This is a genomic window from Streptacidiphilus sp. MAP12-20, assembly GCF_041262525.1.
In the GTDB taxonomy this organism is placed as follows: Bacteria; Actinomycetota; Actinomycetes; order Streptomycetales; family Streptomycetaceae; genus Streptacidiphilus.
In genome coordinates this window covers 43,597-56,169 of sequence record NZ_JBGCCK010000011.1, presented here as the reverse complement: position 1 = coordinate 56,169, position 12,573 = coordinate 43,597, and the positions used below count along the sequence as shown (strand labels likewise).

Sequence of the window (12,573 nt, the reverse complement as noted above, 5' to 3'; positions counted from 1 at the left end):
CGGCGCGGGGGCGTGAGGCGCGACTCGGGGGCGGCTCGGGGGCGCGGGGGCGACTCGGGGGCGGCGTTCCCGTCTCCGGGAGGCGTGGGGGAAGATGCCACGTGCACATAGACCAGCAGTCCGATCCACCCGAGCCGCTGCTCAGCCCGGAGCCCGTCCAGACCGCCGCGCCGTCCGGGCGATCCGCGCGCCTGCTGCGCCGCCTCGGCGGGGCCGCCCGCTCCTCCCTCGCGGACACCACCCCGCTGCGCGAGCACCCGCACTACCGGCGGCTCTGGCTCGGCCAGTCGGTCTCGAGCATCGGCCAGCAGATGACGGCGCTGGCCGTCTCCGTGCAGGTCTACGCGCTGACCCGCTCCGCGTTCGCGACCGGCCTGATCGGGCTCTGCTCGCTGGTGCCGCTCGTCGCCTTCGGCCTGTACGGCGGAGCCATGGCGGACCGGATGGACCGCCGCACCCTCGGCCTGCTCGGCGCGAGCGGCGCGGCCGTTCTCTCCGTGGTCCTGGCCACGCAGGCCCTGCTCGGACTGCACGCGGTCGGCCTGCTCTACGGGGTCGTCGCCCTCCAGTCGGTCTGCTTCGCGCTCAACGCCCCGGCCCGCTCGTCCATGATCCCGCGCCTGGTCCCGCCCGAGCAGCTCCCGGCCGCGAACGCCCTGAACTCGGTCGGGATGACACTCGGCCTCACGGTCGGCCCGATGCTGGGCGGGCTCGCCATCGGGCTGTGGGGCTTCCAGGCCGCCTACCTGTTCGACGCGGTCGCCTTCACGGCCTCCCTCTACGCGATGTGGCGGCTCCCCTCGATGCGCCCGGAAGCGTCCGCGTCGGGGAAGCGCGCCTCGGTCCTGGACGGCCTGCGCTTCCTCCGCGACCGGCCCAACCTGCGGATGACCTTCCTCGCCGACATCGCCGCCATGGTGTTCGGCATGCCCCGCGCACTCTTCCCCGTCCTGGCCGCCACCCTCTACGGCGGCGGTGCGGGCACGGTCGGCCTGCTCACCGCCGCCCCGGCGGTCGGCGCGCTGGCCGGTGCGCTCTTCTCCGGCTGGGTCGTCCGGGTCCACCGCCAGGGCCTGGCGACCAGCCTCGCCGTCACCGCCTGGGGCCTGGCCATCGCGGGCTTCGGCCTGGTCCACCAGCTCTGGCTGGGCCTCCTGCTGCTCGCGGCCGCCGGCGCGGCGGACACCGTCTCCATGATCTTCCGCAACACGATGATGCAGGCCGCCGCCCCCGACGACATGCGCGGCCGCCTCCAGGGCGTCTTCATCGTCGTCGTCGCCGGCGGCCCCCGCCTCGGCGACTTCGAATCGGGCCTCGTCGCCCAGCTCTCCACCCCCTCCATCTCCGCCGCCTCCGGCGGCCTCGCCTGCCTGGCCTCCCTCCTCCTGCTCCTCGCCCGCTACCCCTCCTTCCTCCGCTACGACTCCCGCGCCCCAACGCCGTGACCTGCACGCATCCACACGTAAACCAGTGCACAAGCACGGGCCCGGGTGCTGTATTGTTCTTCCTGTGCCCGGGAGACCGGGGACAGACCGCAAAGCCGCAAGGCAGAGCAGTCTCGGGACGTGGCGCAGCTTGGTAGCGCACTTGACTGGGGGTCAAGGGGTCGCAGGTTCAAATCCTGTCGTCCCGACCAGCGTTTTCGCAGGTCGGAGGCCGTTTCCGCTGGATAGCGGGAGCGGCCTTTTCCGTTGGTGGTCGTATCGTGGTCGTCATGGCAGGTTCCAGCGGCTGATCCCATCTGATGCTCATTCAGGCTGCCTTGCCGTACTGGCCGGTGCCGCCCTGGCGGCGCAGGTCGGCTTGAGGTCGTACCGCCTCTCGGCATGGTCGAGCCCGGTGGCGATGGCGTTGACGGCCTGGCGCGCGGCAGGCCGGGTCAGGTGCTCATAGATGTTGGCCGTGGTCGAGACGGTCGAGTGGCGCAGCGTCTTGGAGACGATGGTCAGCTCGATGCCCCGGGTCTGCCTCGGGGAGACGCCTCCAGCTCCTCGCCCGAGCATCAGGGCACGGCCGCCTAGCAACTCGACCCGATCCAGCGACCCGCGCGACCTTCGTCACGGGCAGTCCGGACGTGTCGTCCTGCGGGGCCCGTGAGAGGCAGGAACGATCACCCGCCCCACCACCTCCGACCACGGCCGGGCCGCTGGAGTTGCAGACAGCAGAGGTCGACTCCTTGCGCAGCACAACGCAAAGAGAGCGCATAAACTCTATTTCTGAGCGTAATTGACGCTACAATCTATGCAACTCTGCGATGAGTGGAGATTATGCGAACCATGACTCGCAGACTCGCCGAAGTGGCCAGGAAAGTGGGCGTCAGCGAGGCGACGGTGAGCCGGGTCCTCAACGGCAAGCCCGGCGTCTCCGACAGCACCCGTCAGGCCGTGCTCACCGCCCTGGACGTGCTCGGCTACGAGCGTCCCACTCAGCTGCGCGGGGTACGGGCCCGCCTGGTCGGCCTGGTCGTGCCCGAGCTGCAGAATCCGATCTTCCCGGCGATCGCCGAAGGCGTCGGCGGGGCCCTGGTCCAGCTCGGCTTCACACCCGTCCTGTGCACCCGGACGGCGGGCGGGCTGACCGAGGCCGAGTACGTGACGATGCTGCTCGATCAGCAGGTCTCCGGCGTGGTCTTCTGCGGTGGGCTGAGCGCGGACGAGTACCAGCAACTGCTGGGCCGGGGCGTGCCCGTGGTACTCCTCAACGCGGCGGTCGACTACGCCGCCATTCCGGAGCGCTTCCTGGTCGACCCGCTGCGTGGCGCCAAGCTGGGTTTCCCGCAGGTCTCGACGGACGACGCGGCCGCGGTCGAGCAGGCGTTCAACCACCTGTGGGCCCTCGGCCACCGGCGGATCGGTCTGCTCGTCGGGCCCGCCGACCACACGCCCTCGCGTCGCAAGGCCGAGGCCTTCGGCCGCCTCTGCAACCGCACCGACGCAGACCCGCGTGGCCGGATCGGCCACGCGCTCTTCTCCTTCGAGGGCGGCCAGGCCGCCGCCGCCGATCTGCTCGGCTCCGGCTCGACCGCGCTGATCTGCGGGAGCGACATCCTGGCCCTCGGCGCGATCCGGGCGGCCAGGCGGGTGGGCCTCTCGGTGCCTGGGGACGTTTCGGTGGTCGGCTACGACGACTCCGCGTTCATGAACTACACGGATCCGCCGCTGACCACGCTGCGGCAGCCGATCGACGCGATGGCCCGCGCCGCGGTCACGCTGCTGGTCAACCAGATAGGCGGCAGCGCGCCCACACCGAAGGAACTGCTGCACGAACCCGAACTGGTGGTCCGCGGGTCCACCGGCCCGGCCCCCGCCGCGACGCCCCGCGCGAATGCGGAGGTCGCGACGCGACCGCGGCTGTCCCGGGTCTGAGCCTCGCTCAGGCCCGGAGCCAGACCGTCGTGTCCGGCGGCAGGTCCCGCCCGCTCTCGGACATCTCGGCACTGGCGAGCAGCAGCTCAGCACCCTCCGGCAGCCGGATCGGGTGTGCGGAGAGGTTGACGAGGCAGCGGAACCCGTCGCCCCGGTGGAAGTCGAGCAGCTCGTCGGCTGCCGTTTCGGTCCAGCCGAATTCCGCGCCGCCACGAAGGTCAGGCAGCTGACGCCGTAGTGACAGCGCCGTCCGGTAGAGCCGCAGGATCGAGTTCGGCTGCCCGTCCAGCGCCTCGGCGGTCTGCGTCGCCCAGGCTGCCGGCTGCGGCAGCCACGGCGCACCCGTCGCGCCGATCGGGCTGAAGCCGAACGGCGGCGCCTGGCCCGCCCACGGCAGCGGCACCCGGCAGCCGTCGCGCCCGGGGTCCGCGCCGCCGCTGCGGAAGAAGAACGGGTCCTGTCGCGCCTCCGCCGGGATGTCACTGACCTCCCAGAGCCCGAACTCCTCACCCTGGTAGAGGTAACAGGAGCCGGGCAGGGCCAGGTTGAGCAGCAGCGCCGCCCTGGCCCTGCGGGTGCCCAGGGCGAGGTCGGCCGGGGCGTCGTGCAGCTGCGGGCTGCGTCCCATGGAGGTGTCGGCGCGGCCGTACCGCGTCACGTGCCGGGTGACGTCGTGGTTGGAGAGCACCCAGGTCGCCGGCGCGCCGACGGGGGCGTGCGCGGCCAGGGTCTCGTCGACGACCGTGCGCAGCCGCCCGGCGTCCCAGGGGCAGTTGAGGTAGTCGAAGTTGAAGGCGGCGTGCATCTCGTCGGGCCGCAGGTAGGCGGCGAATCGCTCGGGATCGGCCAGCCAGACCTCGCCGATCAGCGCCTTGGGCTCGGGGTAGGAGTCGGCCACCAGCCGCCAGGCGCGGTAGATCTCGTGCACGTCGTCGCGGTCGACGAAGGGGTGCGGCTTCGGCGGCGCGGACTGGGTGAAGTCGGGGCCGAAGGAGGGCAGGGCCGGGTCCTTGGCGGGCATGGTCGCCGAGTCGATCCGGACGCCGTCCACGCCCCGGTCGAACCAGAACCGCAGCACCGACTCCAGTTCCTCGCGAACCTTGGCGTTGTTCCAGTTCAGGTCCGGCTGCTCGGCGGCGAAGAGATGCAGGTACCACGAGCCGGGGGTGCCGTCGGGGTTGGGGACCCGGGTCCAGGCGGGCCCGCCGAACTCGGACTTCCAGTCATTGGGCGGTAGTTCGCCGTCCGCCCCGCGTCCCGGCCGGAACCAGAACAGCTCGCGGGCGGCCGAACCCGGCCCCGAGGTCAGCGCCTCCTGGAACCAGGCATGCCGGTCGGAGACGTGGTTGGGCACGATGTCGACGATGATGCGCAGTCCCAGTGCGTGGGCCTCCTCGATCAGCGCCTCCGCCTCCGAGAGGTCGCCGAAGGCTGGGTCGATGCGGCGGTAGTCGGCGACGTCGTAGCCGGCGTCGGCCATGGGTGAGGCGTACCAGGGGTTGAACCAGAGCGCGTCGACGCCGAGCCCGGCCAGGTAGGGCAGTTTGGCGCGGACCCCGGCCAGGTCTCCGACGCCGTCGCCGTTCGCGTCGGCGAACGAGCGGACGTAGACCTGGTAGATCACGGCGGTGCGCCACCAGTGCTCGGCCGGGTCAGTGCTGCGTGTACGGACTGCCATGGGCTGGTGCTCCTCGTCGCGCGGTAGGGGGTGCGGTGTCCGGGACGCACGGTCAGGGTGCGCGTCCCGGACACCGGTTCGGGGAGGTGGCTGTCGACTGCTGCCGGGTGACTGCTAGTCGAAGATCTCGAACTCGGAGAGCTGGGCCGCCTGCCAGCCGGTGTTGTTGCTGACGGCGAGCTGCAGGTATCGCTCGCTGGTCCCGGCCGGAAGGGTGATGGTGACGACGTTGCCGTTCGCCGGGTCGAAGACGTAGCCGGCTGCTGGGACAAGGGTGGTGAAGGTGGCGCCGTCGTTCGAGCCGAGGAAGGCGAGAGTCTGGGTGCGGGTGCCCCAGTTCGAGGGCAGGGTGAGCTTGACCGTCCGTTCCTGCTGTGTCGCGCCGAGGTCGGCGGTGAGCGTCTGCGGGAAGCCGGCGCTGTCCTGGCTCTCCCAGTAGGAGCCGTCGTTGCCGTCGTTGGCGTTGGACGCGGGGAAGCCGGCCAGGGCGCTGCTCGCAGTCAGCGTGGCGCTGAGCGCCAGGTTGCTGGGCGGGGCCACGCCGCCGTCGCCGCCGAGCGGGTCGGTGCTGCCGACGAGCTGCACGGTGGTCGGTGCGCCGCCCTGGTCGCTGGGCAGGGTGAGCGTGCCCTGGGTGATCCCGGCGGCTGTTGGGGTGAAGCCGACGTCGAGGACGCACCAGGTTGCCGTGTCGGTCGGCGCTGCGGCGTCCAGGGTGGGGCCACAGGGGTGAACCGGGTCGGGTGCGACGGTGAAGCCGGAGCTGACTGTCGCCGCGTCGAGGGTGGCAGCCCGGGCGGCGGTGTTCATCACGACGACCTTCTGCACCGGTGTGGCCTGGCCGACCGTCGCGGCCTCGAAGGTGGTCGTGCCGGGATAGGCCCACAGCGGCGCACGCTCGGGCAGGCCGCAGGCGGTACTGTGCTGCCAGCCGGAGTTGCCGCCGCCGTCCTTGAGCGCGAAGCCCGCACCACAGCTGAAGACGCCGGCCAAGCCGACGTCGCTCGCGTGCGTCCCTGAGACGTTGACCTCGCCGGGGGCCTGGTCCTGGAAGACGTAGCTGCCGACGCCGCGCACCCGGTTGTCGTCGAAGCTGACGTTGCTGACCGGGTTGCCGCTGCTCGGCGGGGTGGTCACGGCCGGGCCGACGTAGGCGTTGGAGTTCTGGAACATGAAGGCCGAGTAGGGGCTGTCCAGGATGGTGTTGTCGCGGATCTCGGTGGGCGCGGTCATCGGGCCCTGCTGCGGGTCGAACCAGATCGCGCCGACGCCGTAGTCCCAGCCGGGGTCCCACTGGCCGGTGCGGACCAGGGTGTTGCCGGTGATGCGCAGCGGCCCGCTCATGCGAACCGAGCCGAAGCGTTGCCCGATGCCGATGCCGCCGCCCCGGGTGACGGTGTCCTGGAGCAGGTTGTCGCTGATGACGTCGTCCGCGCCGGAGCCGTAGACGCCGATGTTGTTGGCCAGGCCCGGCGAGTCGACGGTGTTGTGGCTGAGCGTGTCCTGGGTGTCGCCGTAGTTCTGCGACCACAGGGCCAGGCCGTCGTCGCCGGTGTTGCGCAGGAAGTTCTGGGTGATCAGCGTGTGGGTGACCGGTCCGGCGTAGGCGTCGAGGTTGACGCCGTCGGCGGTGGTGTCCTGGATCCGCAGGTGGTCCAGGGTCAGTCCGGTGCTGGGGCCGACGATCCAGGCGCCGACCTTCTCGTTCTGGATCCAGACGTGGGAGATGCGCGAGTCGCTGAAGCCGCCGTTGAAGCCGGTGTCGGCGCTGTTGCTGTCGTCGCGGACGTCGACGTTGCCGAAGACCGCCAGGCCGGAGATGTCGACGTGGGTGCTGGGCGGGTTCTGCCTGCCGGCGAAGGAGACGTTGTGGCCGGTCAGGACGGTGTACCACTCCCCCGCGCCAGCGATGGTGACCTGGTCGACGTTGAGCGGGCGGCTGAGCGCGTAGGTCCCCGGCGGCAGGTAGAGGCCCTGTCCGGACGCCGACGCCGCGTCGATGGCCGCCTGCAGCGCGGTGGTGGTGTCGGTGGAGCCGGTGTTGTCCACCGCGTACGGCGCGGCCGTGGCGTCGAGGAAGCCGGCCGGCTTGGCGGTCGGGGCGGCAACCTGCTCGAAGTCGGCGGTGTTGACGACGTACCAGGGCGCGTTGTCGCCCGCGTCGATCTGGAGCTTCACCACCGTGCCTGCGGGCAGGGTGCGTCCGAACTGGTAGCGGACGTCGTTGTAGAAGTCGTGCGGGACCTGGCCGTCCGGCTTGCCCACCCAGGGGTTGTTGCTGAAGGGGTAGTTGCCGTAGAGCCAGCTGAACTGCGAGGTGAGCTGGAGCGCGGTCTCGTGTCTGCCGTCGACGTACAGGTCCAGCGGCGCGTTGATGCCGCCGCCGTGCAGGGAGTCGGGGAGCGCGTAGTGGAAGTCCACGGCGTTCGCGGGCCGGGTGAGGGTGAAGCTGACGTACCTCCCCTGCCCGGCCAACTGCACGGCGGTCCGGCCGGTGGCCTCGGCGGCGAGGGTGCCGTAGTGGAAGTCGGGTCCGAGCACGGTGCCGTTGGTGCGGGCGTGCGGGCTGGTGGCGGCGTTCTGCTCGGTGAAGGGGACGGCGGCCCCCGCCTCGGGCCTAGCGGGCTCGTCGGCGGCGGCGCGGGCGGCCCCGGCAGGGAGCAGCACCAGCGGTGCGGCCAGCAGCAGTGCGGCGAGCGCGGGCAGGTCGGTTCTGCGCCGCCGACCGGCGGCGCTTCGGAGTGTCATCGCTGTGGGCTCCTTGTGGCGGGAGGCGGGGGTCAGCCCTTCATCGCGCCGGCGGTGAGTCCGGACATGATGTTGCGCTGGAAGATGAGGAAGAACACGATCGTCGGCACGCTGGCGATGGCCAGGGCCGCGACCAGCACGTTGAGCGGGATGCCGACGCTGAGCTGTCGCAGACCGGTGTTGACCGTCTGGGCCGAGTCGTCCGTCAGGACCAGCAGCGGCCACAGGAAGTCCTTCCAGACCCCGACCACCGCGAAGATGGACACCACGCCGAGAATAGGGCGGGACATCGGCAGCACCACCGACCAGAGCGTGCGCAGCGGGCCGGCCCCGTCGATCTCGGCGGCCGCGAGCAGTTCGCCGGGGATGGAGTCGAAGAAGCGCTTCAGCAGGAAGATGTTGAACGCGTTGGTGACCGACGGCAGCCAGATCGCCCAGGGGGTGTTGAGCAGGCTGATGTGCAGGAAGGGGAGGTCGTTGGCGGTGAGGTACTCGGGCAGCGCGATGACGGCGGTGGGGATCATCAGCGTGGCCAGCATCGCGAAGAGCACGACGTTGCCGAACAGGGGGCGGAGTTTGGAGAACGCGTAGGCCGCCGCGACGTCGAAGACCAGCTGGAAGCCGAGCGCTCCCAGTGCGTAGCCGGTGGTGTTGAGGATGAGCCTGGCGAGGTTGGCGTCGTTCCAGGCGGTCACGAAGTTGTGCAGGTTGGTCCCGGGCGTCAGCGAGGGTGGGGTCTGGATGATCTGCTGCGGGGATTTCAGGCCGCCGCTGACCATCCAGTACAGAGGGAAGAGGAAGACGAGCGCGAACAGCGCCACCAGGCCCCAGAAGCTGACCCAGTACAGGGTCCGGCCCAGTGGGCGAGCCAGCTGCGCCTGGGAGATCAGGGTGCGGGGGGCCGCCTGGAGGGACGGGTTCTTGGTGCGCATCTCTACTCCTCCTCGCCGGTGCGACGGCTCAGCCACATGTAGCCGGCGGCGAATCCGATCAGAACCAGCAGGAGCACCACGCCCAGTGCGGAGGCGCTGCCGTAGTTGTTGTAGTTGAAGGCGTACTGGTAGATGAGGAAGACCACGGAGGTGGTGTCGTTCGAGCCGCCCGTCATGACGTACGGCTCCATGAAGACCTGGGTCGTGCCGATGATCTGCAGGAGCAGCATCAGCGAGAGGATCAGGCGGGTCTGCGGGATGGTGACGTGCCAGATCCGCCGCCACAGGCCGGCTCCGTCTATCTCGGCTGCCTCGTACAGTTCGCCGGGGATGCCCTGCAGGGAGGCGAGGTAGATGAGCACGGTGCTGCCCATGTTGATCCAGGTGGAGAACGCGACCAGGCAGATCACCGCGGTGGTGTGAGAGGACTGCAGCCACTGCACGGTGGGGAGGTGCACGGCGTGCAGGGCGGCGTTGAACAGGCCGCTCTGGTCAGGGGTGTAGAACCACTTCCACAGGAATGCGGCGGCGACCGGCGGCAGCATCACCGGAAGGTAGACCAGGAGCCTGAAGTACGACCTGGCGTGCCGCATCTCGTTGATCAACACGGCGGTGAAGAACGGCACCGCGTACCCGAAGACCACCGCGATCAGGGTGAACAGTCCGGTGGTCCGCCAGGAGCTCCAGAAGTCGGGGTCGTTGAAGACCCGCTGGTAGTTGCGCAGTCCCACCCAGCTCGTCTGCCCCGCGAAGTTCGTCTTCTGGAAGCTCATGATCACTTCCCGGATCATGGGGTACCAGGAGAACAGCGCGAAACAGACGATCGCCCCTGCCAGGAACAGATAGGCCGTCGCGTTGCTGCGGACCCTCCTGCCCACCGCCCCACGCGGCCGCGGTGCGGCTGCGGCCGGTACCGGGCCGGCGGCTCGGTCCGGGCTGAGATTGGTCGTCACCATGTCGAACTTCTTCTGGGTCGGGCCCCTGGCCGGGGCGGCTGGGCCCCGCCGTCGCCTGTCGCGGCGGCGCGGCTTCTTGGCCGGTGACGCGGAGCGGGATTACTGGGCGTTGGCCAGGATGCCGTTGGCGCTGCTCTTGAAGGTGTCCAGGAGCTGCTGGAGGTTCGCGTTCGGGTCGGTCAGCGCGGCGAAGACAGCCTTGTCGCCCTGGGCGTAGAGGGCCTGCGCCTGCGGCGGCTCGACGAGCAGCTTCATGGACGGCAGGGCGGCGACGTAGGCGGCGAAGTTCTGCACGGGCAGGTTGGCGAACTTGGCCATCGCGGTCGCGTCAGCCGATGCGGTGGCGCCCGTCCAGAGGTCCGGCTCGGGCAGGCCGACCGGCTCCTTCTGGTCGGCCCGGCGCGGGTAGTTGAAGTTCAGGCCCTGGCCGGAGGTGAGGAACTCGTAGTTGAGGAACTTGATGCCGGCCTGGATCTGGGCCGGGGTGTCCTTCTTGTTGAACATGTAGCCGTCGCCGCCGACCAGGGTGGCCTGCTGTCCGGGCATCGGGCCGACGGCCATGGTGTCGTAGGAGACGTGGTACTGGTCGTGGATGGTGGTCAGGGTGACCGGGTCGCCGACGTACATGCCGAGCTTGCCGGTGGCCATCATCTGCAGCAGGTCGTTGTACTGCAGGCCCTGCTTGGTGCCCATGACGTTGTCGGTGAACCGCATCTTGTGCAGGAACTGCAGCACGGCCAGGCCGCCTGCGTCGTCGAAGTTCGCGGACTTGCCGTCCGGGGTGACCATGGTGCCGCCGCGCGAGTAGAGCTCGGCGGTGAAGTGCCAGCCGCCGGTGTTGGCCGCGCTGTAGTCGGCGTAGCCGACGTTGCCGCCGCCCAGCTTGCTGATGGCGATGGCGTCGGCCTCGACCTGGTCCCAGGTGGTCGGCGGCTTGTTCGGGTCCAGGCCGGCCTTCTGGAACAGGGTCTTGTTGTAGACGAGGCCCAGGCTGTAGTTGCCCTTGGGGATGCCGTAGAGGTGGCCCGAGTCGGTGCCGCCCTGGCGGTAGATGTTCAGCAGCGCCGGCTGGATGTCGGACAGCCCGTGGATCTGGCTCGCGTACTGCTGGATGTCGGCGGCCTGCCCGGACGCCACAACGTTCGCGCCGTCGGTGAAGTAGCTGTAGAAGACATCGTCCATCTTCCCGCTGGCCAGCTTGGCGTTGAAGGTGGCCGGGTCGTCGCAGGGAGCGGTGTCGTCGCCCTTGACGGTGATGGTCGGGTTGAGCTTCTCGAACGCCGCGACGTCCGCTATCCAGTTGGCGCGCGGCTGCGCCTGGGTGGTGGGCGGCATGCAACCGACGGTAATGGTGACCGGACCGTCGGCGGTGCCGGTGGGGGTGGCGCCGCCGGAGCTGCCGCAGGCGGTGGCGGTGAGAGCCAGGCCGGTCGCGAGGGCGACCGCCGCGGCGGTGCGGGCTCTGCCGGCTGCTCTGATTCCATTCATCTTCGGTCCCTGAAGGTGAGGTTATGATGCGGGGGTGGCCGTGCTGCTGGGCGTGCTGCGTACAAGAAGAGGCAGGTCAGGGCCGCGCTCCTCAGCGAGAGCGGCGGTCCCGGCCCGGTGTGCAGCACAAGCTACGGGCGACCGAGATCGCACGCAATAGAGAAACTTATATGCGCAAAAAATAGACATCCTGCCGAAAGTTGATGTCGCATCAGCGCAATCCCGCGCAAAGATATGACATAGTGCCCGCATGACTCGCAGACTCGCGGAAGTGGCCCGAAAGGTCGGCGTCAGCGAGGCGACGGTGAGCCGGGTCCTCAACGGCAAGCCGGGCGTCTCGGACAGCACCCGCCAGGCCGTGCTCACCGCCCTGGACGTGCTCGGCTACGAGCGTCCCACCCAACTGCGCGGCGTGCGGGCTCGGTTGGTCGGCCTGGTGCTGCCGGAGCTGCAGAACCCGATCTTCCCCGCGCTCGCGGAGATGGTCGGCGGCGCGCTGGTCCAGCTCGGCTTCACCCCCGTCCTGTGCACCCGCTCGGCGGGCGGGCTCACCGAGGCCGAGTACGTGACGATGCTGCTCGACCAGCAGGTTTCCGGGGTGGTCTTCTGCGGCGGCCTGAGCCTGGAGGAGCACGGCCACCTGCTGGAGCGCGGCGTCCCCGTCGTGCTGCTCAACGCGGCCGTGGACTGGGCCGGCTTCCCGCAGGTCTCCACCGACGACGGGGTCGCCGTCGAGCAGGCGTTCAACCACTTGTACGCGCTCGGCCACCGCCGGATCGGCCTGCTGGTCGGCCCGGCCGACCACATCCCCTCGCAGCGCAAGAGCGAGGCCTTCGCCGTGCTGGCCCGGCGCCACCGGACGGACCCGGCCGACCTGGTCGGCCACGCGCTCTTCTCCTTCGAGGGCGGCCAGGCCACGGCCGGCGACCTGATCCGGGCCGGGGCGACGGCGCTGATCTGCGGCAGCGACATCCTCGCGCTGGGCGCTGTGCGCGCGGCCCGGCGGGCCGGTCTTGAGGTGCCGCGGGACTTCTCCGTGATCGGCTTCGACGACTCCGCCTTCATGAACTACACCGATCCGCCGCTGACCACGCTGCGCCAGCCGATCGACGCGATGGCCCGCGCCGCGGTGCAGCTGCTCGTCAACCAGATCGAGGGCAACGCGCCGACCCCCAAGGAGCTGCTGCACGAGCCGGAGCTGGTGGTGCGCGGATCCACCGGGGTCTGCCGCCGGCCGGGTGTGCAAGAGGCGTAGCAAGGAAACGACGGAATTCCGGCGGGAATTTCACGACGTGCACGGAGTTCCTCCCTGCGGCCCGTCGAAACCAGCAGCTCAGCAGTAATTGCAAGAGTTGTCGGGCGAGTTGACAGCACATCAGCCGTTTTCTTCGGCCGGTGCGCTGTTC

At 70.1% G+C, this 12,573-nt stretch carries 9 protein-coding genes and 1 tRNA gene; 4 read left to right on the top strand and 6 right to left on the bottom strand.

Going from position 1 to position 12,573, the window contains the following annotated elements; all coding sequences use genetic code 11:
- Nucleotides 1–101: 101 nt before the first annotated feature.
- The gene (locus ABIA32_RS16810) at nucleotides 102–1,445 is read left to right on the top strand and encodes an MFS transporter (RefSeq protein WP_370095832.1); all 1,344 of its coding nucleotides are present in this window, start codon (nucleotides 102–104) and stop codon (nucleotides 1,443–1,445) included.
- Between the two features lie 114 nt (nucleotides 1,446–1,559).
- Nucleotides 1,560–1,636, top strand: a tRNA-Pro gene (locus ABIA32_RS16805).
- A 112-nt stretch (nucleotides 1,637–1,748) separates the two neighbouring features.
- Here the strand turns inward: ABIA32_RS16805 and ABIA32_RS16800 are convergent.
- Nucleotides 1,749–2,003, bottom strand: a complete 255-nt coding sequence (locus tag ABIA32_RS16800; RefSeq protein ID WP_370095830.1) for a hypothetical protein — start codon at nucleotides 2,001–2,003, stop codon at nucleotides 1,749–1,751.
- 273 nt (nucleotides 2,004–2,276) lie between these two features.
- Between ABIA32_RS16800 and ABIA32_RS16795 the strand changes: the two genes are divergently transcribed.
- The gene (locus tag ABIA32_RS16795) at nucleotides 2,277–3,365 is read left to right on the top strand and encodes a LacI family DNA-binding transcriptional regulator (protein ID WP_370095828.1); all 1,089 of its coding nucleotides are present in this window, start codon (nucleotides 2,277–2,279) and stop codon (nucleotides 3,363–3,365) included.
- A 7-nt stretch (nucleotides 3,366–3,372) separates the two neighbouring features.
- Here ABIA32_RS16795 and ABIA32_RS16790 read toward each other — a convergent pair whose 3' ends face one another.
- The 5 genes from ABIA32_RS16790 to ABIA32_RS16770 all read right to left on the bottom strand — a co-directional run bounded on the left by ABIA32_RS16790 (nucleotide 3,373) and on the right by ABIA32_RS16770 (nucleotide 11,167).
- Complete coding sequence (locus ABIA32_RS16790) at nucleotides 3,373–5,043, bottom strand: glycoside hydrolase family 13 protein (RefSeq protein WP_370095825.1); 1,671 nt, start codon at nucleotides 5,041–5,043, stop codon at nucleotides 3,373–3,375.
- 114 nt (nucleotides 5,044–5,157) lie between these two features.
- On the bottom strand, nucleotides 5,158–7,791 hold the full coding sequence (locus tag ABIA32_RS16785) for a discoidin domain-containing protein (protein ID WP_370095823.1): 2,634 nt from the start codon (nucleotides 7,789–7,791) through the stop codon (nucleotides 5,158–5,160).
- A gap of 32 nt (nucleotides 7,792–7,823) precedes the next feature.
- A complete protein-coding gene (locus ABIA32_RS16780; protein WP_370095821.1) occupies nucleotides 7,824–8,723 on the bottom strand; it encodes a carbohydrate ABC transporter permease in 900 nt (299 codons plus the stop codon).
- 2 nt (nucleotides 8,724–8,725) lie between these two features.
- The gene (locus ABIA32_RS16775) at nucleotides 8,726–9,679 is read right to left on the bottom strand and encodes a carbohydrate ABC transporter permease (protein WP_370095819.1); all 954 of its coding nucleotides are present in this window, start codon (nucleotides 9,677–9,679) and stop codon (nucleotides 8,726–8,728) included.
- Nucleotides 9,680–9,778: 99 nt separating this feature from the next.
- A complete protein-coding gene (locus tag ABIA32_RS16770; protein ID WP_370095816.1) occupies nucleotides 9,779–11,167 on the bottom strand; it encodes an extracellular solute-binding protein in 1,389 nt (462 codons plus the stop codon).
- 250 nt (nucleotides 11,168–11,417) lie between these two features.
- Between ABIA32_RS16770 and ABIA32_RS16765 the strand changes: the two genes are divergently transcribed.
- Nucleotides 11,418–12,422 carry a LacI family DNA-binding transcriptional regulator gene (locus ABIA32_RS16765; protein WP_370095814.1) on the top strand — a complete coding sequence of 335 codons (1,005 nt, stop codon included), beginning with the start codon at nucleotides 11,418–11,420 and terminating at the stop codon, nucleotides 12,420–12,422.
- The last annotated feature ends 151 nt before the right edge of the window (nucleotides 12,423–12,573 follow it).

Bases quoted from the DNA above. Each gene is read 5' to 3' on its own strand.
- ABIA32_RS16785 (WP_370095823.1), bottom strand. From the start codon at position 7,791: ATGACACTCCGAAGCGCCGCCGGTCGGCGGCGCAGAACCGACCTGCCC.
- ABIA32_RS16765 (WP_370095814.1), top strand. From the start codon at position 11,418: ATGACTCGCAGACTCGCGGAAGTGGCCCGAAAGGTCGGCGTCAGCGAG.
- ABIA32_RS16780 (WP_370095821.1), bottom strand. From the start codon at position 8,723: ATGCGCACCAAGAACCCGTCCCTCCAGGCGGCCCCCCGCACCCTGATC.
- ABIA32_RS16795 (WP_370095828.1), top strand. From the start codon at position 2,277: ATGACTCGCAGACTCGCCGAAGTGGCCAGGAAAGTGGGCGTCAGCGAG.
- ABIA32_RS16800 (WP_370095830.1), bottom strand. From the start codon at position 2,003: ATGCTCGGGCGAGGAGCTGGAGGCGTCTCCCCGAGGCAGACCCGGGGC.
- ABIA32_RS16770 (WP_370095816.1), bottom strand. From the start codon at position 11,167: ATGAATGGAATCAGAGCAGCCGGCAGAGCCCGCACCGCCGCGGCGGTC.
- ABIA32_RS16775 (WP_370095819.1), bottom strand. From the start codon at position 9,679: ATGGTGACGACCAATCTCAGCCCGGACCGAGCCGCCGGCCCGGTACCG.
- ABIA32_RS16790 (WP_370095825.1), bottom strand. From the start codon at position 5,043: ATGGCAGTCCGTACACGCAGCACTGACCCGGCCGAGCACTGGTGGCGC.